Origin of the sequence: Devosia sp. (assembly GCF_014860165.1) — a bacterium.
Taxonomy (GTDB): Bacteria; Pseudomonadota; Alphaproteobacteria; order Rhizobiales; family Devosiaceae; genus Devosia.
Map to the genome: position 1 here is coordinate 24484 of NZ_JACZKG010000076.1, position 26131 is coordinate 50614.

Consider the following 26131-nt stretch of genomic DNA (forward strand, 5'->3'; position numbering starts at 1 on the left):
GTTTCGCTTCTAGCTCTCGATTTCGTGATCCGCAAGCGGGCATGTGGCGGCTTGTCGCACATGGCAGCGAATGTGGCGTATCGGCAACAGGTTAGTCAGGCCGGCCGCACCAAGGCGTGGCGCTCGGCTTCGACCTCGTCCCGACAGAAGCAGCCCTCAATGTGATCGTTGACCAGGCCCATCGCCTGCATGAAAGCATAGCAGGTGGTGGGGCCGACAAAGGCAAAACCGCGCTTGCGCAAATCCTTGGAGAGTCGCACCGAGGCCTCGGTCTGCGCCAGCTTGCGCAGGCTCTCCCAGCTCAGGTCATCGGGACGATGCTCGGGACGGGTCTCGAAGCGCCAGACATAGGCGGCGAGCGAGCCGAATTCCTGCTGGATGGCCAGGGTGCGCCGGGCATTGTTGATGGTGGCAGCAATCTTGCCGCGATGGCGGATGATGCCCGGGTCGAGCAGCAGGCGCTCGATGTCGGCCTCATCCATGGCAGCGACCTTTGGGATGTCAAAGCCGTGGAAGACTTCGCGGAACCGCTCGCGCTTGCGCAGGATGGTGATCCAGGAGAGCCCCGACTGGAAGCCCTCGAGGCAGATCTTCTCGAACAGGCGGGTGTCCGCGGTGACCGGCCGGCCCCATTCACGGTCGTGATAGTGGCGGTAAAGCGCGTCATCCCCAGCCCAGGGGCAACGCGGCAAACCATCGCGGACCGACTTGTCGGGGGCCGACTCAATTGACATGGGCATCGCACTTTCACTAATCGAGGACGTGGGAATGCTTAGACTGCCGCTCATCTGTTTGGAATTGCGACCCGATATATTCGACAAGAGACTTTGCGACGGCCAGCCCCGCGGCTTGCAGCGGGGCGGAATTTCGAGGACGTGAAGCCGTGATCATTCCGGGACGCCTCAGAGCGCTGGTGGTGGACGACAACGCCTATGCACGCGCCATTTCCGCAAGCGGGCTCAAGAAGCTCGGCGTCGGCGAGGTGGTGGAGGCCGATGGCGGTGCTGCGGCGATCCTCGAACTGCTGGGCGCGCCGTTCGACCTGATGCTGATGGACTGGTACATGCCCGATGTCAGCGGCGCGGGCGTGATGACGGTGCTGCGCGACCCAAAACTGGGCGCGGCGTCGCGGACGCCGGTCATCCTGATGACGGCCTATGCCAGCCGGGACAATATCGCCCGGGCCCGCGAACTGGGGGTCAACGAGGTGCTGGTGAAGCCCTTCACCACCGACCAGCTCGGCATCGCGCTGAGCCGCGTCCTGGGCGAGGCGGCCCGGGCGGCGGGCGACGACTCGGTGTTCCTCTAGCCTGCTTACGATCCGCTAACTAACAATGCCATCAATGGCTTAACCATGCCGCTTCACGGCGCGTTGGCCATTTTGCGGCATTCTGCAGCCAAAGCCGGATAGCCGGCGGGAATGTGGAAGTCGCCATGATCGGGATGAAGACGGCCGGCAAGGGTCTGCTGGCGCTGGTGGTTTGCCTGTCGACACTATTGCCGGCGCAGGGCGCGGGGTTGCAGCCGGGCTGGCGCTTCGCGCCGCCGCCGGGCGTCACCGTTGTCCAGGGTGCACCGCGCCATGCCTTGGCGCTACAGGGCAATATGCAGATCAATCCGGTCTATCTGCGGCAGGTGGTGCAATATCCCACCAGCGAGCGCAGCGGCACCGTCGTGGTCGATACGCGGGCGCATTTCCTCTATTTCGTGCTCGGAGACGGCCGTGCACTGCGCTATGGCATCGGCGTCGCCAAGAGCGGCTTTGAGTGGAGCGGCACGCACCAGATCACCCGCAAGGCGGAATGGCCGAGCTGGACGCCGCCGGCCGAGATGCTGCAGCGCCGGCCGGAACTGCCGCGCCACATGGCAGGTGGCCCGGACAATCCGCTGGGCGCGCGCGCCCTCTATCTGGGCTCGACGCTGTACCGCATCCACGGCACTACCGAGCCCTGGAGCATCGGCCAGAACGTGTCCTCGGGCTGCATCCGCATGACCAATGCCGATGTCATCGACCTCTACGATCGCGTCAAACTTTACACGAAAGTGGTGGTCCTTTCATAAGGATTTTCCGCGACATTCGGGTTGCTCCGCACCGGGGCCGAGAATCCGTGGGTGCCCGCGCCATGCATCGCTTCCTCTCCCTGGCCAGACGTTTCGGGCGTGACGAACGCGGCGTATTTGCCGTGCTGTTCGGGTTGATGGCAATTGTCCTGGTGGCCCTGGCCGGCGCCGTGGTGGACTATGTTGCCCTCGAGCAGGCGCGGAACCGCTCGCAGGTGGCGCTCGATGCCGCGGCCCTCGCGCTGCAGCCGCTGATTTTCGAGGAGCCGCTTAATACGGCCGACATCAAGACCAAGGCACAGGCGCTGCTGCGAGACCGCCTCGGCATCGTGAGCGGGACAGGCCAGTTCGGCGTCACGGCCGAGGTGGCGGACGTCCAGGTCAATATCGAGGATGGCTCCCTGCTCCTGGTGGCCGAGATGGACATGCCGACCAATTTCATCAGCCTGGTGGGCGTGCCGAGCATGAGTGCCCAGGTCCGGTCGGAAGCGACACGCAAGAAGCTGAAACTCGAAGTGGTCATGGTGCTCGACAATTCGGGGTCGATGCAGTGGGAAAGCCGCATGACCCGGCTGGTCGAGGCGGCAAGATGCGCAACCTATATCCTGATGTATGACAAGGTGGTCGACGCCCCGGGTAACAGCAATACCTGCGTTCCCGCCACAGGCGCCAAACTGGTGGCCGACGTGCGCGTCGGCATCGTGCCCTTCACCATGTTCGTCAATGTGGGCAGCGGCAATGCCAATGCCAGCTGGATCGACAAGACGGGCGCGTCATCCATACACTACGACAATTTCGACAATGACGACGATGAGGATCGCCTGGTTCTGAGCTGGACCGGCGGCTACTCGTTCCCCAAGCGGCAGACGCTGTTCAGTGCCAGCGGCGAAAGCTGGCGCGGCTGCGTGGAAGCGCGCCCCCATGTCAAGACTGGCACACTGAGCACCGAATATCTCGACACCGCCGATACGGCGCCAGTCAGCGGCGACACGCTGTTCGTGCCCCTGTTCTCACCCGATACGGCCAACAACAATTATGTGACAGACAGCCCGGCAGTCTGCGACCGGCCGTCCAATGGAAACCCACGCTGCGAATTCTACGAGCAGCGCACCTCGAACTGGTGGGGCTGGAACACGCCGACGGTGACGGGCAGCAAGATAACCGGCGGTTCGGTCGACTTCATCAGCAACAGCCTCTACCCCAACGGCTTCTATGGGGCCAAGCCGCCCGGCTGCTCCTGCCGCAATCCCACCTATACGAACTGGTCCGGCAATAGCTCGGTGCAGACCCGCACCGGCAGTTGCACGGGAAGCTACATACCCACCGGGCTGAGCGAACGCGAACTGCAGGAGCGCATCTGCAAATATTACGACGGCGTCAGCGGGTCCAGCTTTTCGCGCGGCCCCAATGCCGACTGCACCCGGACGCCCATCCTGCCCCTGACGGCGACGCCGGCGACAGTGATCAGCACGATCAACAACATGCAGGCCGAAGGCGGCACCAATATCCATATGGGTACGGTATGGGGCATGCGGGCATTGTCGCCGACCGAGCCGTTCACCCAGGGTGGTGCCTATGACGAGGCGATCAGCAAGGTCATGATCATCATGACCGATGGCGAAAACACCGCCTACCAGACCAACAACATGAACGGATCGGCCTATAACAGCGCCTATGGCTTCCCCTACAATTCGCAGAACACCAACGCCAACTCGACCAGCGGCGGCAATGTCACCCGCCTTGGCCCGCTCAACGCGACCAATGCGCAACTGGTCACGCAGATGAACGAACGCACGGCGCAGACCTGCGCTAATGCCAAGGCGGCGGGGATCACGGTCTATACGATTGGCCTGGCGACCAACACGGTGACCCAGAGCACGCCCGCCGTGGTGCAGGCCCTGCTGACCAATTGCGCATCCACGCCCGACCGCGCCCGCTTTCCGACCGCCTCCAGCGAACTCAAGGCGACATTCGAAGCGATCGCCAACGACCTGTCGGCCCTGCGCCTGGCTCAGTGACAATGCTAAGGGAATGGTACCGCCTCCCCGGATTGAACGGGGGACCTCTAGATCCACAATCTAGCGCTCTAACCAACTGAGCTAAGGCGGCAAATGCTCTGCGAGGGGCGGCGAAACGCTCGTCCCGAAAGCGGGCGGAACATAGGTCGAGAATTCCGGGATGACAAGCACCGATTTTGTCCGCGGACAAGGGCCGGTGGCCGCGATGCGGTTTAACCATCCCAGCCGAAGGCAGGGGTCCGGATGCTCCGCCGCACTGGACCCTGGGGAACGCGCCCTATATTGAAGAAACCTTAGCTTTCGGGTGCAACTTGTCCTGAAATGGCACGGAACTGCCCGCCGCATCCCGGAACGGAGAGACTTGTCCTATATGGATGCTGACTGGATCACATCGCCGAGCGCCCGCCGCGTGCAGCAGCATGAGGAGGATTCGCGCCCGGCCTGGCTGTGGTCGCAGGACGGCCAGTCTTTGCTGTGGCAGAACGCGGCCGCACCGCTGTTCCTGGCCAAGCTCAAGAAGCATGGGCTGAAGCTGGCGCCGCTGGCGGTGCCGATCAAGGGGCAGATTGCCCGAAATATCAGGCTCGGCTCGGTCGGGCGGACGAGCCTGGCTCGCATTCAGTTCATCGCCGGGGACAAGCCTGCCTCCAGCACCTGCGCCACCACGCCGCTGGTCTGGCAGGACGGGCAGACGGCGCTGCTTGTCGTGGGGGTCGACCCGATCGCCTCCGACATCCTGGCGGCTGCCGCCGCGGAAGCCGATGCGGAGGCCCCTGAAAGCATCGAAACGCCGGCCGAAGCCGAGGCGGAGTGGCAGGGGGCCCCTGCCCCGGACACGGAGGCCGATCTCGCGGCCGCCCAAGGCGCACTGGCCGAGCCGGATGTAGAACTGCCTCAGCCCGCGCATGACACGGTCGGCGCTTTGATCGATACCGATGAGAACGCCTATGCCCGCGAGTTGGAAAACTGGCGCGATGCCGAGCACGACGGGAAGCCGGTTCTGGAACTGGTGGAGCCTGGCGTTCCGGACGAGCCAGAGCCCGTCCCGGCGGCCGGGAGCCATTTGCCGCCTGCTGGCGAATCGACCCCGGCCGAGGACGTGCCCGCGCCGGAAGGTGAGGTTGGCGGCGAGGTGGAAGCGCCGGAAAGCGGTGCGCTGACCACCAGTCGGCTGAGCCGGCTGGTCGACAGGCTGGCAGCCGACGACGCCCTGTTCTCGCCGTTGACGGATGCAGACGACAATCCACCGCCCGGTTCCGGCATCCAGGCCGCGCCCGCGGCAGGCACGCTGTTCAAGGTCACCGGCCGAGGCTTTGTTCCGCGGCATCCGGGGCTGGAGCAGACCGATGCCGAAGCCGATCTGGCGGACCTGGCAGCGCTCGAGCCGGAGGCGGACGGCGAAACCCAGGTCGAGCCGGCCCCTCCCGCGCCCCTCGCCGAGGACGAAGCCCTTGAGAGCCTGGCCAAGGAGATGGCGGAACTAGCGCCTGTCCCCGCCGCCGATATCGAAGCGGTCGAACGCGTTTCGCGCTACAATTTCGACGAGCTGTCGCGCATCCTCACCGACCGCATCGGCGATGCCGCGCCGCCCGCCAAGCCGCCGGTGGAGACTCCACGCGGCGGGGCGCTGATCAATCTGGGCGGCGAAACGCTGGTGCTCAACCGGCTGCCGCTGGGCATCCTGGTGTTCCGCGACCAGCAGGTGCTGTTTGCCAATCGCGCCATCACCGAGATGGTGGGCTATGAATCGGTCGAAAGTCTGCGCGCCGCCGGGCTGGCCGCGGTGTTTCCCGCCGCGGGGCCGGAAGGACAGGATGCGGGGCCGGTCAATCACCTGGTGCAGCGCGACGGAACGCTGGTGCCGGTGACGGCGCGGCTGCAGTCGATTTCCTGGCAGGGCCGCCCGGCCTTGATGCTGTCGGCGAGCACGACCGAAGTCCGCACCAGCCACGAGGCTGCCGTCAGCGCCTTTGCCCAGACCTTTGCCGACATGCGCGGCGATGGTTTCCTGGAGGCAACGCGCGCCGGTGTCATCAGTGCGGCAACGCCGCGCAGCGCTGGCTTGCTGCGCCTCGATGGCCCGCTGGAGGGCAAGGCGCTTTCCACATTGGTGGCCGCCAGCGACGTCGCGTCCCTGCGGGAATTCCTCGAGCGGCCGGCCCGCTTTGCGGAAACCGCCCGGCCATGCCTGACGCTGCGCTCAGCCTCGGGCACGGCGGAGATCACCCTGTTCGGGCAGGGTCAGGCGGGCGTGATCGCCGGCTATTTCGGCTTTGTGCGCGGGCGCGAGCCAGCGCCGCTACGGCTTGCTGGCCCTTCCGATGCCGATCCGACGCTGCTGGCGCGGATCAGCCGTGGGGTGCGGCGGCCGCTCAATACTATTATCGGCTTTTCCGATCTCATCCGCTCGGAAGCCTTCGGCGCGCTCAAGAACGAGCGCTATGAAAGCTATGCCCAGGACATTGCCAATGCCGGCCAGGAGATCGCGGCGCTGGTGGATGAGTTGGACGACTATGCCCGCCTGCGCGATGGCCGCTACCTGCCGCAGCGCGCGAGCATCGAACTCACCAGCCTGCTCGAGAGCTGCGTGATCCGCATCCGCCAGCAGGCCAGCGGCGCGCGGGTCATCCTGCGCAATGCCATCTCGGAAAACCTGCCGCGCATCACCGCCGACCGGGCCTCGCTGGCACAGGCCGTGCTGAACCTGCTGGCCAGCGCCATCGACCAGACCCCGACTGGCGGCGCGGTGGTAATCTCGGCGCAGCGCGAGGATGATGGCGGCATTGCCGTACATGTGCGCGACAGTTCGACCAATGCGGTGGACATGGCCGAACGGTTCGTGGTGTTCCGCGACGGGATGGGCAAGGACGGACAGGTGATGTCCCCGGTGCGCTCCAGCGTCGGGCTGGCGCTGACGCGGTCGCTGCTGGCGGTCAATGCCTTCTCGCTGTCGGTCGACCCGGCCGGCGAACAGGGCATGCTGTTCACGCTCATCATCCCCGCCGACCTGGTCGAGCGCCCTGCTTTGCCGCAGCCCGAATAGTCGCGTGGCGCCTGCGCTGCCTTTTTGTCGCAGGTAAAATAAGTGGAATGCCACACTCAGCTAATATGCTGATTTTGCTGCATAACACGTCCGAAGATTTGAACCATTCCAGACTGTAACTCATTGATTTGGCTCCACAATATTGACTCGAACAGTCATATTGCGGAAAAGGCGCCGCAGTAGCGGGGCATTGAACTCCGCCGTATCGGAGAACGAACATGACCAAGACCACGCGCCTTGCTGTCGCCCTGCTCAGCTCGGTCGTCCTGACCGGCTCCGTCGCCCCCGCTTTCGCCCAGAGCGGCGAAGTGAACATTTACAGCTATCGCGAGCAGAGCCTGCTGCAGCCGCTGCTGGACAAGTTCAGCGAAGAAACCGGCATCAAGGCCAATGTGCTCTATGCGGGTGACGGCCTCCTGGAACGCGTTGCGGCCGAGGGCGAACTGTCGCCCGCCGACGTCGTCCTGACGGTGGATATCGGCAACCTGGTGGGTGCCGAGGAGCAGGGACTGACGCAGCCGATCACTACGCCGGACCTGGTTGCGCGTGTGCCGGAAGCCTTCCGCGACGACGATGCCAACTGGACCGCTTTGTCGCTGCGCAGCCGCGTCTTCTATGTCTCCAAGGACCGGGTGGACGCCACCGCGCTGACCTATGAGGACCTGGCATCGGAAGAGTGGGATGGCCGCATCTGCACCCGGCCGGGCGACCATGCCTACAATATCGGCCTGATCGCCCACTACATCGCCGTCAATGGTGAGGACAAGGCCCGTGAATGGCTGACCAAGGTGCGCGACAACCTGGCCTTCGCCCCCGATGGCAGTGACCGCGCCCAGGTGAAGGCCATTCTCGACGGCACCTGCGACCTGGCGATTGCCAACACCTATTACATGGGCGCCATGCTCAACAACGAAGCCGAGCCGGAGCAGAAGGACTGGGCCAACTCTGCCCGGATCATCTACCCGAATGCCGAATCGGATGGTACCCAGGTGAACGTGGCCGGCGGCTTCATCGCCAAGCACGCGCCAAACGTGGACAATGCGAACGCCCTGATCGCCTTCCTGCTGTCGGACGAAGCCCAGTCGATCTATGCTGACACCAATTATGAGTTCCCCGTTGTGGCCAGTGCGCCGATCAACGAACTGGTTTTGAGCTGGGGCGAATTGAAGGCGTCGGCCGTGCCGCTGACCGAAGTGGCTGCCAATCGTGCTGCCGCGGCAGCGCTGGTTGATGAGCTCAAGTTCAACGAAGGCCCGCAGGACTAGGAGCCCGCTTGGCAACCGACCACGAGGTCTGGACCGCATTGACCGGCAGGGCGCGCGCCCTGCCGGTCGTTCCGCTTTTTCTGGCGGCCCTGATGGGTCTGCCTATCGCCTGGCTGGGCTGGTCGGCCTTGCTGGCCATTGGCGGCAGCAATGGGCTGGGTGCCAGCATGTTGCCCACGGCCCTGCGCGAGACGGGCCTGCTGATGATTTCGGTCGGACTGATCACCGGCTGCGCCGGGCTGGTCGCGGCCTGGCTGGTGACGCATTACGAGTTCCCGCTGCGGCGGGTGTTTGACTGGGCGCTGGTGCTGCCGCTGGCGGTGCCGACATATCTGGCCGCCTATGCCTATGTTGAGGTGTTCGACTTCACCGGCCCGCTGCAGAGTGCGTTGCGGGCGGTGAACGGGGCGACGACGCTGCGGGACTACTGGTTTCCCGACATCAAGAGCCAGTGGGGGGCGGCGCTGGTGCTGTCGAGCGTGCTGTACCCCTATGTCTATGTCGCGTGCCGCGCGTTCTTCCTGATGCAGTCGGCCTCATTGAACATCGCCGCGCGGACACTGGGCGCGGGCGGCGTGCGCACCTTTTTCACGGTGACACTGCCGACATCGCGCCCGGCGCTGGTGGTGGGGGTGACGCTGGCGATGATGGAAGTCGTCAACGATCTGGGCGCCGTGCAGTATTTCGGCATCAACGCCATCACCGCCATCATCTATTCGACGTGGATCAACCGCTCCGATTTCGGCGGGGCGGCTCAGTTGGCGGTGACGGTGGTGCTGGTGATCGGGCTGCTGATCGTGGCAGAGCAGCGGGCGCGGCACGACCGGATTTATCTCGGGCGCCGCGACAGCCGGGTGCCGCCGGCGCGGGAAATCCTTGTCGGTGCGCGGCGCTGGCTGGCGCCGGGCTTCTGCCTGCTGCTGCTGACGCTGGGTTTCGGGGTACCGGTGGGGCAACTGGCTTACCTCGCCTTCCGCCTCGTCCTGCCGGAAACGGTGAGCATGACGCTGGCAGCACTGGTGCCGACGGTGACGCTGGCGGCCTCGGGCGCCGCAATCACGGTTGCAATCGGGCTGGTCGCGGCCAAGCTGGCGCATCGGTCGGGCGGGGTGGGCCGGGGCGCGATCCGGCTGGCTACACTTGGCTATGCCATTCCCGGCACGGTGCTGGCGCTGGGGCTGCTGCAGCCATTGGGCCAGGCCGATCTGTGGTTCAACCGGATGACCATGGCCTTGGCCGACTGGCGGCCGGGGCTGATCCTGAGTGGATCGATGGCGGCCTTGCTTTATGTCTATGCCATCAGGTTCCTCGCTGTCAGTCATTCGACGCTGGATGCGGCGATGCGCAAGCGCGGCAATGCCATGCTGGATGCCGGGCGGGTGCTGGGCGAGCGGGGGCTGGGGCTGCTGTTCCGCATCGACCTGCCGACGCTGATGCCGGCCATCCTGAGTGCTGCCACGCTGGTCTTTGTCGAGATCGTCAAGGAATTGCCGGCCACGCTGCTGCTGCGGCCGCTTGGAGTCGAGACGCTGGCCACGCTGGTCTATTCCCGCGCCAATGTCGGACTGTTTGCCCAGGCGGCGCTGCCCGCGCTGGTCATCGTATTGGCGGGCCTGATCCCGGTCATTCTTGCTACGCGGCTGGGGGACCGTAGGAAAGTATAACAGGCGGACCTGCTGCCATGTTAGTGACGGTTCCCTATATGATGCGGCCAAGAGCGCCGACAGGGCGCAAGCGCGGGGAAGAACGATGAACAAGACAATCAAGGCCTTCGGGCTGGCGTTGGTGCTGACGACGGCCCTGGCCGGCATGGCCATGGCGCAGCCGACCGAGGTGCGCATCGGCGTGGCGCTCGAGCCACCGGCACTTGATCCGACAGCGGGCGCTGCCGAGGCCATCGACATCGTGGTCTATCAGAACGTGTTCGAGGGGCTGACCCGTATCGACCAGACCGGCGCCGTGCAGCCGGGCCTGGCCGAGAGCTGGACCATCTCCGAGGACGGGCTGACCTACACGTTCAAGCTGCATGACGGGGTCACCTTCCACGACGGCACCTCTTTCGATGCCGAAGACGTCAAGTTCAGCTTCGAGCGCATCCTGGCTGCGGACAGCACCAATGCCCATCCCGAATTCTACAAGCCCATCACCAGCATCACCGTGATCGATCCGCTGACCATCGAGCTCAAGCTCGACCGGCCGATCGGGCGGTTCCTGTTCGATCTGGGCCGTGGCGACGCGGTGATCGTGGCGCCCGAGAGTGCCGACAACAATGCCAATGAGCCCATCGGCACGGGCCCCTTCGCCTTCGTGCAATGGGACAAGGGCAGCCGCGTGATCCTGGAGGCCTATGGTCCCTATTGGGGCGAGCCGGTCCACCTGACCAAGGCGAGCTATGTGTTCATCGGCGATACCGCCACGATGACCAATGCGCTGCTGGCCGGCGATATCGACGGCACCAACAATTTCGCGACCGATGCGCTTGCCGTGTTCGAGGGCAATCCGCAGTTCAACGTGCTTGTCGGCACGACCGAGGGCGAGACAATCCTCTCGACCAACAACAAGAAGCCGCCCTTCGACAACCTCAAGGTGCGCCAGGCCATGGCCCATGCGCTGGACCGCCAGGCCATCATCGATGGCACCACCAATGGCTATGGCGCGCCGATCGGCGCACCCTTCGCGCCGCACAACCCCTATTATGTCGACCTGACCGCGACCTATCCCCATGACCTCGAGGCCGCCAAGGCGCTGCTGGCCGAGGCCGGCCTTCCCGACGGGTTCAGCGCCACGCTGAAGCTGCCGCCGGTGGCCTATGCCCGCACCTCCGGGCAGATCATTGCCAGCCAGTTCGCCGAAGTGGGGATCAAGCTCGAGCTGATCAACGTCGAATGGGCGCAGTGGCTGGAAGATGTCTATACCAACAAGGACTTCGACCTCACCATCGTCAGCCATGTCGAGCCGTTCGACATTGGCAACTACGCCAACCCCGACTACTACTTCGGCTATGACAATCCCGAGTTCCAGGCCCTCATCGAAAAGCTCAACGGCACGACCGATGAAGCCGTTCGCAAGGACCTGGCCATCGAGGCGCAAACCATTCTCGCCAATGATGCGGTCAACGGCTACCTGTTCGAGCTGGCCCAGACCGGCGTGTGGAATGCCAAGCTCACGGGCATGTGGCAGAACTCGCCGATCGAAGGCCTGGTGCTCCGCGACATCGCCTGGACTGAGTGACGTCTCAACTCTTCTGCCTCGGGGGTTGGGGCGGGCGCTGAATCACCTCTCCCTGGGGGGAGAGGTCGCCCCTCTTGGGTCGGGTGAGGGGGCCTTCCCCACGCACCGAGCCGAACGAAGGCCCCCTCACCCGGCGCTGCGCGCCGACCTCTCCCCCAAAGGGAGAGGTGAAGGCATCTCCGCATGATCCTCTTCGCCCTCCGCCGCCTGTTTGGCTTCGCGGTTACCCTGCTGGTGGCAGCAATCGTCATCTTCTGGCTGCTCGATCTGCTGCCCGGCGATCCGGCGCAGTTCATGCTCGGCATCAATGCCACGCCCGAAGCGGTGGCACGTTTGCGTGGCCAGATGGGGCTGGATGCGCCCGCGCATGAGCGCTTCATCGGCTGGATTCTGGGCATGCTGCAGGGTGATTTCGGCACCAGCTACACGCAACGGGCGCCGGTGGCCGAATTGATCGGGGGACGGCTGGGGGTGACGCTGCCACTGGCGGTCTTCGCCATGGTGATCTCCATGGCCGTCGGTCTGCCGCTGGGCATCCTGGCCGCGAGACGGCGGGGTAAGGCGCTCGACACCATCATCATGGTCACGGCCCAGACGGGAGTGGCCATTCCCAATTTCTGGTTCGGCATGCTGCTGACGCTGCTGTTCGCGGTGACGCTACGCTGGCTGCCGCCGGGCGGGTTCACGCCATGGAACGAAGACAGCGGCGCGGCGCTGCGGGGCCTGGTCCTGCCCAGCCTGGCGCTGGCCCTGCCGCAGGCCTCGATCCTGGCGCGCGTGATGCGCACGGCGCTCGTGGACGTCACCGGGCAGGACTATATCCGCACGGCGCGGGCCAAGGGCCTCACCATGGGCGAGGCGGTGTGGCGGCATGGCGTCCGCAATGCTCTGCTGCCGGTGCTGACCATTCTGGGCCTGCAGTTTGCCTATCTGGTCGCCGGCACGATCATCGTTGAAAACGTGTTCTACCTGCCCGGCCTAGGCCGGCTGATCTTCACCGCCATTTCGGAGCGCGACCTGATCCTGGTGCGCGGCGCCACCATCATTCTTGTCGTCACGGTGACCGCGACCATGCTGCTGACCGACATTGCCTATGCGCTGGTGGACCCGCGCCTGCGGGAAAGGAGCACAATGTGAGGCGCCTGCTGAGCCATCCGAGCCTGGTCATCGGACTTGTCGCCACGGTGATCTTCCTCGTCATCGGGCTGCTGTCGCTGGTCTGGACGCCCTACCCCATCGAACAGATCGATATCGGGCGGCGCTATCTCGGGCCGAGCGCCGCGCATTGGCTGGGCACCGACAATCTGGGCCGCGACCTGGCCAGCCTGCTCATGTCCGGCACCTGGACCAGCTTCCTCGTCGCCGCGGTTGCTGTTGCCATTGGCGTTGGCCTGGGCGTGCCGCTGGGGCTGGCAGCCGTGGCCTGGGGCGGCGCGGTGGAGTGGCTGGTGCTGCGGCTGACCGATTTTGTCTTCGCCTTTCCCGCCGTCATCGTCGCCATTCTCATCACCGCGCTGATCGGGCCGGGCGCCATCAACGCCATCGTGGCCATCGGCATCTTCAACATTCCCGTCTTCGCGCGGGTCGCGCGCGGCGGGGCGCTCAGCATTGCCACGCTCGATTTCGTGGCGGCGGGCCGGCTGGCCGGACTGGGCCGGGCGATGATCGCCTGGCGGCACCTGCTGCCCAACATCATGAGCCTGATCATCGTGCAGGGCACCATCCAGACGTCGCTGGGCATCCTGGCTGAAGCGGGTCTGAGCTATATTGGGCTGGGCACCCAGCCGCCCGCCACCAGCCTGGGGCTGATGCTGCGCGACGCGCAGGGGGTGTTCCTGATCCATCCGTGGCTGACGCTGGTGCCCGGGCTTGCCATCGTGCTCATCGTCATCGCCCTCAATATCGCCGGCGACGGGTTGCGCGACGCCATCGATCCACGCCTGCGGCAGGGAAATCCCAATGTCCTTGCTTGAAGTCTCCGGACTCTCCGTGCGCTTCGGACAGACCGAGGCCGTCAGCGATGTGAGCTTCAGCCTGCAGCGCGGCGAGCGCTTCGGCATTATCGGCGAAAGCGGCTCGGGCAAGACGCTGACGGCATTGGCGGTGACGGGCTTATTGCCCGAGGGTGCGCAGATGAGTGGCGCCATCAGGCTGGACGAGCGCCCGCAACCCCGCCTCGAGCATGAAATGGCGCGGCTGCGCGGCAAGCGCATCGGCATGGTGTTCCAGGAGCCGATGACAGCACTCAATCCGCTGATGCGGGTCAAGGACCAGATCGCGGAATCCATCCGCATCAACCTGTCGGAAGCGCATGTCCCGCAACTGCTGCGCGAAGTGGGCCTCGAGCCCGAGCATGGCGAACGCTACCCCCATCAGCTTTCGGGCGGGCAGCGGCAGCGGGTGATCATCGCCATGGCGATGGCCAGCGAACCCGATATCCTGATCGCCGACGAACCGACCTCGGCGCTGGACCTCATCACCCAGCGCAAGGTACTCGACCTGATCGCGTCGATCTGTGACCGGCGGCACATGACGCTGCTGTTCATCAGCCATGACCTCAAGGCCGTCGGCGCGCTCTGCTCGCGCGTGGCGGTGATGCATCGGGGCCGGCTGGTGGAGACGGGCAAGGCGGCGAGCGTGTTTGCCGCCCCGAGGCAGGCCTATACGCAGAAGCTGGTCGCCGCCTCGCGCTTCGACATCAGGCCACTGTCGCGTCCGCCGATCGGGACCACTTTGCTGGAGGTCGACAGGATCACGCGCGACTACCGGCAGGGCGGCATGGGCCCTTGGGCCCGGAAACCGCTGCGGGCCGTGGATGGCGTGAGCTTTTCCATCAACGCCGCCGAGTGCCTGGCGCTGGTGGGGCCCTCGGGTTGCGGCAAGACCACGCTGGCCAGGATCGTTGTCGGGCTCGACAGGGCCACTGCGGGCGAGGTGCGGCTGGAAGGCCAACGCCATCACGGCTCGGACCTGCCCAAGGCCCTGCGGCGCGACATGTCGCTGGTCTTCCAGGACCCATTCGGCAGCTTCAATCCGCGCATGACCATCGGAAACTCGATCGCCGAACCGCTGCGGCTGGAGCCGGAACTGGATGCCAGGGCCCAGAGGGCGCGCTTGGAAGAAGCGGTCGAGGCGGTGGGACTTACCGTGCCGATGCTGGAGCGCTACCCGCACGAATTTTCCGGCGGGCAGCGGCAGCGCCTGGCGATTGCCCGTGCGCTGGTGACGCGACCCAAGCTGGTCGTGCTGGACGAGCCAGTCTCGGCGCTGGACGTCTCGGTGCGCGGCGAGGTGCTGGCGCTATTGGCGCGGCTGCAGGCCGATTTCGGGCTGACCTATCTCATCATCAGCCATGACCTCGACATGATCAGGGCCATGGCCGACCGGGTGCTGGTGATGGAAGCCGGGCGGATCGTGGAAGAAGGCCGGCCGGGGGAGATTTTCGTCCATCCGCAGCACCGGCTGACGCGGGAACTGGTGGCGGCAAGGCTGCCGGAGATCGGGTAGGCCAACCTGTGGCGCCTGTGGCGCCCCCTCCCAACCTCCCCTGAAGGGGGAGGAGCAGATCGGTGGCTATCGGCGCCATTTCGCCCCTCGACTGGAGCCCACCCTCCCCCTCGCGGGGAGGGCAGCGTAGCTAGGCCGTCAGGCCGTAGCGCAGCTGGGTGGGGGGATACGAGCCCCGATATCCGGGCCAACCATCCCCCACCCTTGGTCCCTCCCCGCAAGGGGGAGGGAGACGACTGCACCATCACGCAAAAGGCTATTCCTTGGCGAAAGGGCCGCCCATCATCCGCGCAACTGCAAGCCAGCCGGCCGGGCGACGCTTCGGCATGTGCGGGCTACAGCACCCCGATATAGGCGCCGAACGGCTCGAGGTCGATTTCGCCATCGATCACCGCCGCGAGGACGCCCGGGCAGCCGGCGGCCACAGGCGAGAGGCCTGATGGCACGATGAACTCGGCAGCATTGGCGCCCATGTTGAAGACACAGAGCAGGCGTTCGGCACCCTCGGTGCGGATGAAGGCAAGGACGTCGCCACTGGCGGCAAGCAGTTCGATGCTGCCCTTGGCGAGCGCCGGGTGCGCCTTGCGGAAGGCGAGCAGCGCCCGATAGAATTCGAGCACCGAACCATCCACCCCGTCCTGGGTATCGACGGCATGGACCAGGTGTTCAGCCGGCACCGGCAACCAGGTGCGGTTGGCGGTCGAGAAGGCGCCGTTGGCGGCGTGGGCCTGCCAGACCATGGGCGTGCGGCAGCCGTCGCGGCCCTTGAACTGCGGCCAGAATTCGATGCCATAGGGATCGACCAGATCCTCGAAGGCCAGTTCGGCCTCCTTGAGGCCCAGTTCCTCGCCCTGGTAGAGGCAGACCGAGCCGCGCATGCAGAGGATCAGCGTAGCAGCCAGGCGAGTAAAGGCCGCCTCCTGGCCATGGACGGCCCAGCGGCTGACATGGCGCACCACGTCGTGGTTGGAAAAGGCCAGGCAGATCCAGCCATCGGGTGCGCCGGCTTCGGTGGCGGCAATGGATGCCCTGAAATGCTCGGCCGAGAACTCGCCGCCCAGATAGTCGAAGGTATAGGCCATGTGCAGCCGGTCATCGCCGGACGTGTATTGGGCCATGATGGCAAGCTGGTGCTGGCTGTCGCCGATTTCGCCGACCGTGGTCGTGCCGGGATATTCGTCCATCATGGCGCGCAGGCGCTCGAGGAAGGCGAGGTTTTCCGGGCGCGACTTGTCGAACAGGTGCTCCTGGAAATTGTAGGGGTTCACCGCCGGAGCGGTCGAGGCGTTGAAGTCCTCGGGCTTGACCACGGGATTGGATTCAAGGCCCTGCGAGTGGAAATAGAAATTCACCGTATCGAGCCGGAAGCCGTCGACGCCGCGCTCGAGCCAGAAGCGCATGTCACCCAGCAGGGCCTCCTGCACATCAGGGTTGTGAAAGTTGAGGTCGGGCTGGGAGACCAGGAAATTGTGCAGGTAATACTGCATGCGCCTGCTATCCCACTGCCAGGCGGAGCCGCCGAAGATGGAGAGCCAGTTGTTGGGCGGGGTGCCATCGGGCTTGGGATCGGCCCAGACATACCAGTCGGCGCGGGCATTGGTGCGGTTCTGGCGGGATTCGGCGAACCAGGCATGCTTGTCGGAGGAATGGCTGATCACCTGGTCGATGATCACCTTGAGGCCCAGCGAATGGGCCTTGTGCACCAGGTGGTCGAAATCCTCAAGCGTGCCGAAACTGGGATCGATGCCGCGATAGTCGGAGACGTCGTAGCCGAAATCCTTCATCGGGCTGGTAAAGACCGGCGACAGCCAGATGGCATCGACGCCCAGGTCGGCGACATAGTCGAGCCGGCTGGTGATGCCGACCAGATCGCCGACGCCGTCGCCATTCTGGTCCTGGAAGGAGCGCGGATAGATCTGGTAGATCACCGCCCCGCGCCACCAATCCCGGTCGACCGTCGGCTCTTCGATCATTTTCGGCTCAGTCATCAGCGGGGTGGCAGTCATGGGGAGCTCCGGGAGACGGGCGTGTCAGGCAGCGCCGTGGCAGCGCTTGTATTTGAGGCCGGACCCGCAGGGGCACGGGTCGTTGCGGCCCACCGAAGCAACACGCAGTGGCGCTTGTGGGGCGGTAAGCCGGTGGGCACGATAGAGTTCGCCGGCCAGCTGGGGGATCAGCGTCGGCGCTTGCTTCTGCAAGGCGACCAGTGCCGGATCGGCCAGCTCGGCTTCGCTCAGCCTGGGGTCGCTGGCAGCGAGCAGGTCGGTGATGCCGAAGGCGGCCTCCTGAGCGCGGGACTCCTTGTGGCTGCGCAGCAGCTTGTCCCAAGCATCAAGGCGCAATGCCATGGCGGTCTCGAAACCATCCATCCAGATTTCCCAGAGGATGTCTTCGCCGTCGATGTCGTAGAGCGGCTGGTAATGGCCTTCGGCCAGTTCCGCCTGGATCGCCGCATAACGCGACAGGACAAGATTGGTGAGTTCAGCCATGTCGACGCCAAGCATGGCCGCATCGCCGGCACTGGCGCCATCGTCGCTGCCGAACACGCCCGGCAGCCACTCGGCCCCTTCGATGACCCCGGGCGATACGGCGATGCCGCAGAGATAGCCATCGAGCTGACCCAGCACCATGGCGTCGTCGCCGAGCGCGTCCAGCATCGCCTCAAGGCGCATCAGGTCAGGGTCGAGCTCTTCGAAACTATCCACGGCAGGCTTCCGGTTGGGCGTGTCACATGCCTGCCCAACCGGACGCGCAAAAGCAAGCCGTTCAGCGCGTATTGTGCAGCATGCCCTGGAAGGCGCGGTAGCTGGACTTGGGCGTACGCTGCTGCGTCTGGTAGTCGACATGCACGATGCCGAAGCGCTTGTTGTAGCCCTCGGCCCATTCGTAATTGTCGAGCAGCGACCAGGCGAAATAGCCCCTGACATCGGCGCCCTGCTGGCGCGCCGACAACACCGCCTTGAGGTGGTCGTCGTAATATTTCACGCGGCGCGGATCGTCGTCGCCCTCCACCTCGGCCATGCCGTTCTCGGTGACGTAGAGGGGAATCTTGGTATAGTCGTTGGAGACGCGGACCAGCAGGTCGCTGAGGCCCTTGGGGTAGATTTCCCAGCCGATATCGGTTTTTTCGAGCGGCCCCTTGACCTGCTCGATCGGGCCGCCATTGGTGCCGGCCTTGTAGAGGCCGCGGGTATAGTAGTTGATGCCCAGCCAGTCGAGCGGCCGGGAAACCACGTCCATGTCGTTCTGGTAGTCCCTGGGAAGGTTGTCGCCGAGCCAGTTGGTGACGACTTCCGGATATTGCCCCTTGAGCACGCCGCCGAGATACCAGCGGTTGAACAGCGCATCGCCCAGGTCCATGGCGGCGAGGTCTTCGGGCTTGTCCGAGGCGGCTTCGGACTTTTCGAGATTGAGCACGATGCCCAGATTTTTGGCGCCATTGGCCCGCAGCGCATCGATGGCGGTGCCGTGGGCGAACAGCACATGGTGCATGGCGCGGGCTGCGGCGCGGATGTCGCGGTAGCCGGGGGCATGAATGCCGAGGTAGTGGCTGAGGAAGGCGACGCACCAAGGCTCGTTGATGGTGGCCGTGGCATGCAGGCGATCACCGAATTTCTGCGCCACCAGGGCGGCATAGTCAGCGAACCAGCCCGCAATGTCACGGTTCATCCAGCCGCCCTTGTCCTGCAGTGGCGAAGGCAGGTCCCAATGGTAAAGCGTGGCATAGGGCTTGATGCCACGTTCGAGCATGCCATCGAGCAGGCGATCGTAGAAGTCGATGCCGGCCTGGTTGACGGCGCCAGTGCCCTCGGGGATCAGCCGCGGCCAGGCGAAGGAGAAGCGATAGGCATCAAAGCCACCGTCGCGGATCAGATCAAGATCGGCCGGCCACAGTTCATAGTGGTTGCAGGCGTCGCGGCCGGTATCGCCATTATGGACATTGCCTGGCGTGGACGAGAAGCTGTCCCAGATGGAAGGACCGCGGCCATCGCGCTGGCCGCCCTCGATCTGATAGGCAGCGGTCGCCACGCCAAAGGTGAAATCCGGACCGAAGTCCTTGCGGTCGATCGAGAACATAAACGCTCCTCTGGCCGGCATTCGCCGTGATTGCGGCTAGCCAGATAGCGCAGGAAAGACGGTTATGCAATCGATTGCGGAATGGATAGCCGGAGGCTCAAGCGTACCACTTGGCAGGCTCGGCCTTGGCCTTGGCCTCGTCGGCACTGCGGGCGCGGAGGACCATTTCCATCAGCTGCGTCATGCCTGTGCTGGCCTGGAAGAAGCTCGATTGCACGGCATTGCGCATGGCATCGCCCTTGGCCAATGTCATCTCGGCGGCCTCGCGCCGGGCCAGCGACCGCTGCTCGGCCAAGTCGGCATAGTCGCGCAACCTGGCCCGATGGGCCTGGATCCTGTCATAGCTGCTGACTGCGCCGATTACTGCCATGGCATCAGGATGCGCGCGCGATCCTAACAAATGCTTACTTCGGGGTAGCGGATAGTCCCGAGACGATAAGCCTGGCAATGTCCAGGTAGGCCGCGGCCTCCGGCCCGGCCGGATCGGTGACGACCGGAGGCCGCCCCGCGTCGGAGCCCTCGCGGATCGACATGACCAGGGGAATGGCGCCGAGGAAAGCAATACCCAGATCGGCGGCGGCCCGCTCGGCTCCACCGGTGCCAAAAATGTCGTAGCGCGTGCCGGTATCGGGGGCGATGAAATAGCTCATATTTTCGACGAGGCCGAGAATTGGCACGCCGAAGCGGGGCAGCATGTCGATGGCCTTCTTGGCGTCGATCAGCGCCAGGTCCTGGGGTGTCGAGACGATGACGACGCCAGCGATCTCGGCCTGCTGGAACAGGGAAATGTGGATGTCGCCCGTGCCGGGCGGCAGGTCGATGACCAGGACGTCGAGCGTGCCCCAATCGGTCTCGCGCAGCAGCTGCCGCAGCGCCGAGGTGGCCATCGGTCCGCGCCAGACCACCGCCTGGTCCTTGACCAGCATGGAGCCGATGGACATCGCCTTGAGCCCGAAGGCGTCATGCGGGCTGAAGATGCCGTCGTCGCGGATGGCCGGCTGGCCCTCGAGCCCCAGCAGCTTGGGAATGGAGGGGCCATAGAGGTCCGCATCGAGGATGCCGACGCGTAGCCCCTCGGCCTGCAGAGCCAGCGCGATGTTGACGGCGGTGGTGGATTTGCCGACGCCGCCCTTGCCCGAGCCGACGGCGATGATGTGCCTGATGCCGGGAACACCGGTCTTGCCCGGAGGTACCGGCTTGCCATGCGAGAAGGTCGGACCTGCCTTCGGGGGCGGCTTGCCTCCGGTAAGCGACACCATGACCTTGCGGCTGCCGGCGATTTTCTGGGCCACCGCCGCGGCTTGCTCGCGCGCCGGGCCGAAGGCGGCCTCCATGCCGGGCGCTACCGCGATGGCGAAAGCCACCGCGCCTGGCGTGACGATAATATCGGACAGGCCAGCATAGCCCGAGAGATCACCGCCGCCGGGAATTTCGACGGCCGCGAGGGCAGATTTGATGGCAGCGGCGAGTTCGGTATCGGCCATGCGAGCCCCATAAATGCAGAAGACCTCACCCTAGGGAGAGGTCTTCCGGGTAATCGTTGCTCCAGCGCAAACGCTAGAGGATCGACTGGCCGGTGGCCTTCCAGTCCTTGAGGAAGCCGTCGATGCCCGAATTGGTCAGCGGATGGTTGGCCAGCTTGCGGATCACGTCGGGCGGAATGGTGGCGACATCGGCGCCGGCCAGCGCGACTTGGGTCACGTGGTTGGGCGAGCGGATCGAGGCGGCCAGGATTTCGGTGTCGAAGGCGTAGTTGTCGTAGATCTGGCGGATATTCTCGATCAGTTCGACGCCGTCGAGGTTGATGTCGTCGAGACGGCCGAGGAAGGGCGAGATATAGGTCGCGCCGACCTTGGCGGCGAGCAGGGCCTGATTGGCCGAGAAGCAGAGCGTGACATTGGTCTTGATGCCGCGCTCCTTGAAGGTCTTGGTGGCCTTGAGGCCGGCCAGTGTCAGCGGCAGCTTGACCACGACGTTCTCGGCCAGGGCGGCCAGCACGGTGCCTTCGGCGATCATGCCGTCATATTCGAGCGATGCGACTTCGGCCGAAACCGGGCCGGGCACGATCGAGCAGATTTCCTTGACCACTTCCTTGAAGTCGCGGCCGGATTTGGCGATCAGCGACGGGTTGGTGGTGACGCCGTCGAGGAGACCGGTCTCGTAGAGCTCCCTGATGTCCTTGATTTCCGCAGTATCGACGAAGAACTTCATGGTTCCCTCCTGAATTCGTGTTCTGGCATGGCCGGTTAGCCAAGGTGTAGCACGGCGAAGCCGCACCGCAAGGCCAATCGCCTAAAGGCTATTTGATGGCCGCAAGCAGGGCATCCGCCAGTTCGCCAACGCGATCTTCGGGGATGCCGGCGACATTGATGCGACTGTCACCAATCATATAGATGCCGTTGGCGGCTTTTAAATGTTCGACCACCGAATTCTCGAGGCCGAGCAGCGAAAACATGCCGCGATGGGCCGCAATGAAATCGAAATCCTTGGAGTTCGACCGCTGGCGGATGGCTTCGCTGAGCTTCTCGCGCAGGCGGATCATGCGGCCGCGCATGGCGTTGAGTTCGGCCTCCCATTCGGCGCGCAGCTGGGGGTCTTCGAGAATGACCCGGATGATCTCGGCGCCATGATCAGGTGGCTGGCTATAGGCGCCGCGGATGATGTTGAGCAGTTGCGAATAGGCAGTATCGGCCTGGGCGGCGTCGCGGGCGATGAGAATGGCCGCGCCGACGCGTTCGCGGTAGAGGCCGAAATTCTTCGAGCCCGAGAAGGCGATCAGCGCCTCGGGGACCGATGAGATGACCTTACGGGTGCCATAGGCGTCTTCGAGCAGGCCATCGCCGAAGCCGAGATAGGCCAGGTCGATGAAGGGCAAGGCTCCTGATCGGGCGAGGCTGGCGGCGACCTTGTCCCACTGATCGGGCGTCAGGTTGGCGCCGGTCGGGTTATGGCAGCAGCCATGCAGCAGCACGACATCGTCCTTGCCGAGCTTATCGAGAGCGGCCAGCATTTCGGCGAATTTCACGCCGCGGGTCTCGGTGTCGAAATAGGGGTAGGTCTTGACCGTGAGGCCGGAATTTTCGGCGATCGGGTTGTGATTGGGCCAGGTCGGGTCGCTGACCCAGACCGTGGCGCCGGGCCGGGCGCGGTTAACCAGCTGCATCAGCACCCAGAGCGATCCGGTGCCGCCGGGGGCCTGGGCAATGCGGACGCGCGAGCGGTCGACACTGTCGGCCAGCGCCAGGTCGAGCACGGCGGCGCCATAGCCCTTGTTGCCCGATATGCCGAGGTAAGTCTTGGTCTTGCCGGAGGAGAGGATCTGCTGCTCGGCCTTTTTGACCGAGGTCATGATCGGGGTCGTGCCCTGCTCGTCTTTGTACACGCCGACGCCCAGGTCGATCTTGGTGGGGCGCGGATCGGCGGCGTATTCGCCCATCAGCGCCAGGATCTTGTCGCCGGGGGCCTTGGAGAGGGTCTCGAACATGGGTGGAGCAGTTCCGGTGGGAAGGCGGGGTTGTTATAGGCGGCGGCGGAATTTTTGCAATCGGGAGTCGCTACGCATTTGGCTCCGCAAGCTCGGTGTCAGCGGGAGACACCGGCCTTGTCCAATTCGGCGAGCAATTGCGGAATGATCTCAAATAGGTCGCCGATCAGCGCCACGTCGGCCAGCTTGACCAGCGGGGCTTCGGCATCGGAATTGATGGCGACGATCCTCTTGGCGCCCTGGATGCCGGCCAGGTGCTGCAGGGCGCCTGAGATGCCGATGGCGATATAGAGGTCGGGGGCGATGATCTTGCCGGTCTGGCCGACCTGCCAGTCATTGGGGGCGTAGCCGGCATCCACCGCGGCGCGGGTGGCGCCGATGGCGGCGCCGAGCTTTTTGGCAAGCTGTTCGATGAGCCTGAAGTTCTCGGCGGAGCCCAGCGCCACGCCGCCACCGACCACGATCTGGGCCGTCGCCAGGTCGGGTGAGTCGCTTTCGGTGCGATGCGAGGCAATCATCCGCGCGGCGGAGGCCACTGAATTTTCGATGACTTCGATGGGCGCGTCATTGCCACCGGCAGCGGCGCGGAAGGCCGAGGCGCGGATGGTGAGGACATGCTTGGCCTGGCCATCGCTGACGGTCTGGACGGCGTTGCCGGCATAGATGGGCCGCTCGAAACGGGTCGGCCCGAGCACCCTGACCACATCGGTAACCGGCATCAGATCAAGCTTGGCCGCAACGCGCGGCATGCGATCCTTGCCCACGCTCCCGGCCGACTGGACGATATAGTGATAGGGTTCGGCCAGGGCGGCGATGACAGAAGCATCGGCTTCCGACGACGGCGCACCCTTGGCCACCAGGACCTTGGTGACGCCGGCCAGCCCGGCGGCCTCGGCCGCGACGGCATCGATATCTTCGCCGATGACCAGCAGGTCGATCGGGCCCAGCTCGCTCACCGCGTGCACGACGCGGGCGGTGGCTGGTGAAAGAGCGCCGAGGTCGTGATCGGCAATAAGCAGCACGCTCATTACAGCGCCTCCATCTGGGAGACTTCGGCGGCGATGAAGGCGGCCAGTTCGGATGCCGAACCCACTGTCCTTCCCGCCACACGCTCGGCCGGAGGGGATACCTTTTCGATGGTGAGGCGCGGCGTGAGGTCGACGCCGAATTCTGCCACGGGGCGGACCGCGAGTGGCTTGGACCGGGCCTTCATCACCATCGGCAAAGCCGCATTGCGCGGGGTGTTGAGGCGCAGGTCGGCGGTCACGATGGCGGGGAGCGGGATGGCAATGGTCTCGCGACCGGAATCGACTTCCCTGACGACTTCGATCCCCTGCCCCACCACCTTGATCTCGGAGGCGAAGGTGGCCTGCGGGCGATCGGTCAGCGCCGCGAGCATCTGGCCGACATGGTTGCTGTCGTCGTCCACGGCCTGCTTGCCGAGCAGAACCAGATCGGGATCTTCCTCGGCAACGACCTTGGCCAGCAGCTTGGCAATGGCCAGGGTTTCGAGCTCGGCTTCGGTCTCGATGAGGATGCCGCGATGCGCGCCCATGGCCAGGGCGGTGAGGATGACGTCATTGGCCAGTTTGGGGCCGATGGAGACCACGACGATTTCGTCGCCGTGCCCCGCTTCCCCCAGTTGCACCGCAGCCTCGACGGCATGCTTGCAGAAGGGGTTCATCGACATGCGCACGCCTTGGGTCTCGACGCCCGAACCATCGGGGCGGACACGAATGCGGACATTGTGATCAACGACGCGCTTGATGGCGACCAGGATTTTCATGCGGCGCTCCGGCAAGTTGGCGGTGTCATGACAAAATTGGCTTGGACGGGCAAGCCGCGCGCGGGGAAATTTGGGCTAGGGCGTGGAGGATTGTTGGAAAAGGGTGCCGGGCTGGTGGGCCAGTACTCGCCGAGAACCCGATCGTCGGGAACGACACGGCGACAGGCGTGCCGCCCGGACACGAAAACCATGCTAGTGTTGACCTCGCCGATTGGGACAGCGACACTGACCCAGAATTTGACTGCTTCGGACTGGTCCATGCCCATCATCAACCGCATCGCCGAATTTCACGACGAGATCGCCGGCTGGCGACGGGATTTTCATGCGCATCCGGAGCTCTTGTACGACGTGGTGCGGACGGCAGGGGTCGTGGAACAGAAGCTGCGGCAGTTCGGCTGCGACGAGGTGGTGACCGGGATCGGGCGCACGGGCGTCGTCGGCATCATCAACGGTCGGACCAACACGACCGGGCGAACCATCGGGTTGCGCGCCGACATGGATGCGCTGCCGGTGACGGAGAAGACCGGCAAGGACTATGCCTCGACCATCCAGGGCAAGATGCATGCCTGCGGGCATGACGGGCATACCGCCATGCTGCTGGGCGCAGCGAAATACCTCGGCGAGACGCGCAATTTCGACGGGCGGATTGCCCTGATCTTCCAGCCGGCGGAAGAGGGCGGCGCGGGTGGCAAGGCCATGCTCAAGGACGGGCTGGTGGAGCGGTTTGCCATCGACGAATTCTACGGCATGCACAACTGGCCGGGCATGCCGACCGGACATTTCGGCATTCGGGCCGGCGGAATCATGGCCGCCACCGACCGCTTCTACATCGACATCACCGGCAAGGGCGGCCATGCCGCGCGGCCGCAGACGACGATCGACCCGATCATGGTGGCCGCCAACATGATCGTGGGGCTGCAGTCGATCGTGTCGCGCAATGTGGACCCGTTGGCCAATGCGGTGCTGTCGGTGACGATGGTGGAGGCCGGCGAGGCCGATAACGTGATCTCGCGGACGGCAAAGATCACCGGCACGGTGCGCACGCTGGATAGCGCGGTGCAGGACCTGATCGAGCAGCGGCTGGCCGATTTCGTACCGCAATTCGCCAGCAGCTTTGGCGCCGAGGCCAGTATGCGCTATGCGCGGGGCTATCCGGTGACAGTCAACGCGCCCGAGCAGACGGCCTTTGCCGCCAAGGTGGCGCGGGAAGTGGTTGGCGCTGAGCGGGTCGATGACGAGGCGCCGCCATCGATGGGCGGCGAGGATTTCTCCTTCATGCTCGAGGAGCGGCCGGGCGCCTATATTTTCCTCGGCAATGGCGACAGCTCGGAACTGCATACCGATACATACGATTTCAACGATGCCGTGATCCCGGTAGGCGTGAGCTATTGGGTGCGAGTGGCGGAGCGGGCATTGCCCATACGGTGACACGCCGCCACGACCTCGTGGTTCGACAGGCTCACCATGAGGTCTACTTGACCGTCGAGCCACCAACAGACCTCATCCTGAGCCTGTCGAAGGACGAGGTCGTGGCAAGGACCTGATGAACCCAACACGCGTCCTTCAAGCGACATTCCCCACCCTGTTGACCCTCCTCGTCTCCGCCGCCGGCGGCAGCATCGCCATGCTGCTTGGGCTGCCAGCGGGGTGGCTGATGGG

General features: G+C 64.9%; 21 protein-coding genes and 1 tRNA gene. 11 read left to right on the forward strand and 11 right to left on the reverse strand.

What is annotated here, in order from left to right; genetic code table 11:
- Positions 1–95: 95 nt before the first annotated feature.
- Positions 96–740 carry a DNA-3-methyladenine glycosylase I gene (locus IH615_RS20300; protein ID WP_291364843.1) on the reverse strand — a complete coding sequence of 215 codons (645 nt, stop codon included), beginning with the start codon at positions 738–740 and terminating at the stop codon, positions 96–98.
- 143 nt (positions 741–883) lie between these two features.
- Between IH615_RS20300 and IH615_RS20305 the strand changes: the two genes are divergently transcribed.
- From IH615_RS20305 to IH615_RS20315, 3 genes are all read left to right on the forward strand, one after another.
- Complete coding sequence (locus IH615_RS20305; protein WP_291364845.1) at positions 884–1309, forward strand: response regulator; 426 nt, start codon at positions 884–886, stop codon at positions 1307–1309.
- Positions 1310–1434: 125 nt separating this feature from the next.
- Positions 1435–2061, forward strand: coding sequence for a L,D-transpeptidase (locus tag IH615_RS20310; RefSeq protein WP_291364847.1), 627 nt, complete (start codon positions 1435–1437; stop codon positions 2059–2061).
- A 47-nt stretch (positions 2062–2108) separates the two neighbouring features.
- Positions 2109–4079 carry a TadE/TadG family type IV pilus assembly protein gene (locus IH615_RS20315; protein ID WP_291364849.1) on the forward strand — a complete coding sequence of 657 codons (1971 nt, stop codon included), beginning with the start codon at positions 2109–2111 and terminating at the stop codon, positions 4077–4079.
- A gap of 14 nt (positions 4080–4093) precedes the next feature.
- Here the strand turns inward: IH615_RS20315 and IH615_RS20320 are convergent.
- A tRNA-His gene (locus IH615_RS20320) sits at positions 4094–4170 on the reverse strand.
- Positions 4171–4449: 279 nt separating this feature from the next.
- On the opposite strand from IH615_RS20320, the gene IH615_RS20325 reads away from it, so the two are divergent.
- From IH615_RS20325 to IH615_RS20355, 7 genes are all read left to right on the forward strand, one after another.
- A complete protein-coding gene (locus tag IH615_RS20325; protein WP_291364882.1) occupies positions 4450–7122 on the forward strand; it encodes a histidine kinase dimerization/phospho-acceptor domain-containing protein in 2673 nt (890 codons plus the stop codon).
- A gap of 218 nt (positions 7123–7340) precedes the next feature.
- The gene (locus IH615_RS20330; RefSeq protein WP_291364851.1) at positions 7341–8387 is read left to right on the forward strand and encodes an extracellular solute-binding protein; all 1047 of its coding nucleotides are present in this window, start codon (positions 7341–7343) and stop codon (positions 8385–8387) included.
- Between the two features lie 8 nt (positions 8388–8395).
- Positions 8396–10051, forward strand: coding sequence for an iron ABC transporter permease (locus IH615_RS20335; protein ID WP_291364852.1), 1656 nt, complete (start codon positions 8396–8398; stop codon positions 10049–10051).
- Between the two features lie 85 nt (positions 10052–10136).
- Positions 10137–11618 carry an ABC transporter substrate-binding protein gene (locus tag IH615_RS20340; protein ID WP_291364854.1) on the forward strand — a complete coding sequence of 494 codons (1482 nt, stop codon included), beginning with the start codon at positions 10137–10139 and terminating at the stop codon, positions 11616–11618.
- Positions 11619–11801: 183 nt separating this feature from the next.
- The gene (locus tag IH615_RS20345; protein ID WP_291364856.1) at positions 11802–12755 is read left to right on the forward strand and encodes an ABC transporter permease; all 954 of its coding nucleotides are present in this window, start codon (positions 11802–11804) and stop codon (positions 12753–12755) included.
- Complete coding sequence (locus IH615_RS20350) at positions 12752–13591, forward strand: ABC transporter permease (protein WP_291364857.1); 840 nt, start codon at positions 12752–12754, stop codon at positions 13589–13591. The genes IH615_RS20345 and IH615_RS20350 overlap by 4 nt, the downstream gene beginning before the upstream one ends.
- The gene (locus tag IH615_RS20355) at positions 13578–15125 is read left to right on the forward strand and encodes an ABC transporter ATP-binding protein (RefSeq protein ID WP_291364859.1); all 1548 of its coding nucleotides are present in this window, start codon (positions 13578–13580) and stop codon (positions 15123–15125) included. The genes IH615_RS20350 and IH615_RS20355 overlap by 14 nt, the downstream gene beginning before the upstream one ends.
- Before the next feature lie 335 nt (positions 15126–15460).
- On the opposite strand, the gene IH615_RS20360 is transcribed toward IH615_RS20355, so the two are convergent.
- The 9 genes from IH615_RS20360 to IH615_RS20400 all read right to left on the reverse strand — a co-directional run bounded on the left by IH615_RS20360 (position 15461) and on the right by IH615_RS20400 (position 24472).
- On the reverse strand, positions 15461–17131 hold the full coding sequence (locus tag IH615_RS20360) for an alpha-glucosidase family protein (RefSeq protein ID WP_291364862.1): 1671 nt from the start codon (positions 17129–17131) through the stop codon (positions 15461–15463).
- A gap of 24 nt (positions 17132–17155) precedes the next feature.
- The gene (locus tag IH615_RS20365) at positions 17156–17830 is read right to left on the reverse strand and encodes a UPF0149 family protein (protein ID WP_291364864.1); all 675 of its coding nucleotides are present in this window, start codon (positions 17828–17830) and stop codon (positions 17156–17158) included.
- A 61-nt stretch (positions 17831–17891) separates the two neighbouring features.
- Entirely contained in the window at positions 17892–19202 is a 1311-nt protein-coding gene (locus IH615_RS20370; RefSeq protein ID WP_291364866.1) for a GH1 family beta-glucosidase, read from the reverse strand.
- Positions 19203–19299: 97 nt separating this feature from the next.
- Positions 19300–19572 carry a hypothetical protein gene (locus IH615_RS20375; protein WP_291364868.1) on the reverse strand — a complete coding sequence of 91 codons (273 nt, stop codon included), beginning with the start codon at positions 19570–19572 and terminating at the stop codon, positions 19300–19302.
- A 34-nt stretch (positions 19573–19606) separates the two neighbouring features.
- Positions 19607–20686 (reverse strand): Mrp/NBP35 family ATP-binding protein, encoded by a 1080-nt coding sequence (locus tag IH615_RS20380; RefSeq protein ID WP_291364870.1) that lies wholly within the window; start codon positions 20684–20686, stop codon positions 19607–19609.
- A 73-nt stretch (positions 20687–20759) separates the two neighbouring features.
- A complete protein-coding gene (fsa, locus tag IH615_RS20385; protein ID WP_291364872.1) occupies positions 20760–21413 on the reverse strand; it encodes a fructose-6-phosphate aldolase in 654 nt (217 codons plus the stop codon).
- A gap of 88 nt (positions 21414–21501) precedes the next feature.
- On the reverse strand, positions 21502–22686 hold the full coding sequence (locus IH615_RS20390) for an amino acid aminotransferase (RefSeq protein WP_291364874.1): 1185 nt from the start codon (positions 22684–22686) through the stop codon (positions 21502–21504).
- Between the two features lie 98 nt (positions 22687–22784).
- Positions 22785–23714, reverse strand: a complete 930-nt coding sequence (locus tag IH615_RS20395; RefSeq protein WP_291364876.1) for an FAD-binding protein — start codon at positions 23712–23714, stop codon at positions 22785–22787.
- On the reverse strand, positions 23714–24472 hold the full coding sequence (locus tag IH615_RS20400; protein ID WP_291364878.1) for an electron transfer flavoprotein subunit beta/FixA family protein: 759 nt from the start codon (positions 24470–24472) through the stop codon (positions 23714–23716). The genes IH615_RS20395 and IH615_RS20400 overlap by 1 nt, the downstream gene beginning before the upstream one ends.
- A gap of 258 nt (positions 24473–24730) precedes the next feature.
- On the opposite strand from IH615_RS20400, the gene IH615_RS20405 reads away from it, so the two are divergent.
- The gene (locus IH615_RS20405) at positions 24731–25900 is read left to right on the forward strand and encodes a M20 aminoacylase family protein (protein WP_291364880.1); all 1170 of its coding nucleotides are present in this window, start codon (positions 24731–24733) and stop codon (positions 25898–25900) included.
- The last annotated feature ends 231 nt before the right edge of the window (positions 25901–26131 follow it).

What these genes read in the sequence shown, in the direction of transcription:
- IH615_RS20400 (WP_291364878.1), bottom strand. Translation starts at nt 24,472, where the DNA reads ATGAAAATCCTGGTCGCCATCAAGCGCGTCGTTGATCACAATGTCCGC.
- IH615_RS20355 (WP_291364859.1), top strand. Translation starts at nt 13,578, where the DNA reads ATGTCCTTGCTTGAAGTCTCCGGACTCTCCGTGCGCTTCGGACAGACC.
- IH615_RS20300 (WP_291364843.1), bottom strand. Translation starts at nt 740, where the DNA reads ATGCCCATGTCAATTGAGTCGGCCCCCGACAAGTCGGTCCGCGATGGT.
- IH615_RS20325 (WP_291364882.1), top strand. Translation starts at nt 4,450, where the DNA reads ATGGATGCTGACTGGATCACATCGCCGAGCGCCCGCCGCGTGCAGCAG.
- IH615_RS20340 (WP_291364854.1), top strand. Translation starts at nt 10,137, where the DNA reads ATGAACAAGACAATCAAGGCCTTCGGGCTGGCGTTGGTGCTGACGACG.
- IH615_RS20370 (WP_291364866.1), bottom strand. Translation starts at nt 19,202, where the DNA reads ATGTTCTCGATCGACCGCAAGGACTTCGGTCCGGATTTCACCTTTGGC.
- IH615_RS20310 (WP_291364847.1), top strand. Translation starts at nt 1,435, where the DNA reads ATGATCGGGATGAAGACGGCCGGCAAGGGTCTGCTGGCGCTGGTGGTT.
- IH615_RS20395 (WP_291364876.1), bottom strand. Translation starts at nt 23,714, where the DNA reads ATGAGCGTGCTGCTTATTGCCGATCACGACCTCGGCGCTCTTTCACCA.
- IH615_RS20360 (WP_291364862.1), bottom strand. Translation starts at nt 17,131, where the DNA reads ATGACTGCCACCCCGCTGATGACTGAGCCGAAAATGATCGAAGAGCCG.
- IH615_RS20345 (WP_291364856.1), top strand. Translation starts at nt 11,802, where the DNA reads ATGATCCTCTTCGCCCTCCGCCGCCTGTTTGGCTTCGCGGTTACCCTG.
- IH615_RS20390 (WP_291364874.1), bottom strand. Translation starts at nt 22,686, where the DNA reads ATGTTCGAGACCCTCTCCAAGGCCCCCGGCGACAAGATCCTGGCGCTG.
- IH615_RS20330 (WP_291364851.1), top strand. Translation starts at nt 7,341, where the DNA reads ATGACCAAGACCACGCGCCTTGCTGTCGCCCTGCTCAGCTCGGTCGTC.
- IH615_RS20375 (WP_291364868.1), bottom strand. Translation starts at nt 19,572, where the DNA reads ATGGCAGTAATCGGCGCAGTCAGCAGCTATGACAGGATCCAGGCCCAT.
- IH615_RS20380 (WP_291364870.1), bottom strand. Translation starts at nt 20,686, where the DNA reads ATGGCCGATACCGAACTCGCCGCTGCCATCAAATCTGCCCTCGCGGCC.
- fsa (WP_291364872.1), bottom strand. Translation starts at nt 21,413, where the DNA reads ATGAAGTTCTTCGTCGATACTGCGGAAATCAAGGACATCAGGGAGCTC.
- IH615_RS20405 (WP_291364880.1), top strand. Translation starts at nt 24,731, where the DNA reads ATGCCCATCATCAACCGCATCGCCGAATTTCACGACGAGATCGCCGGC.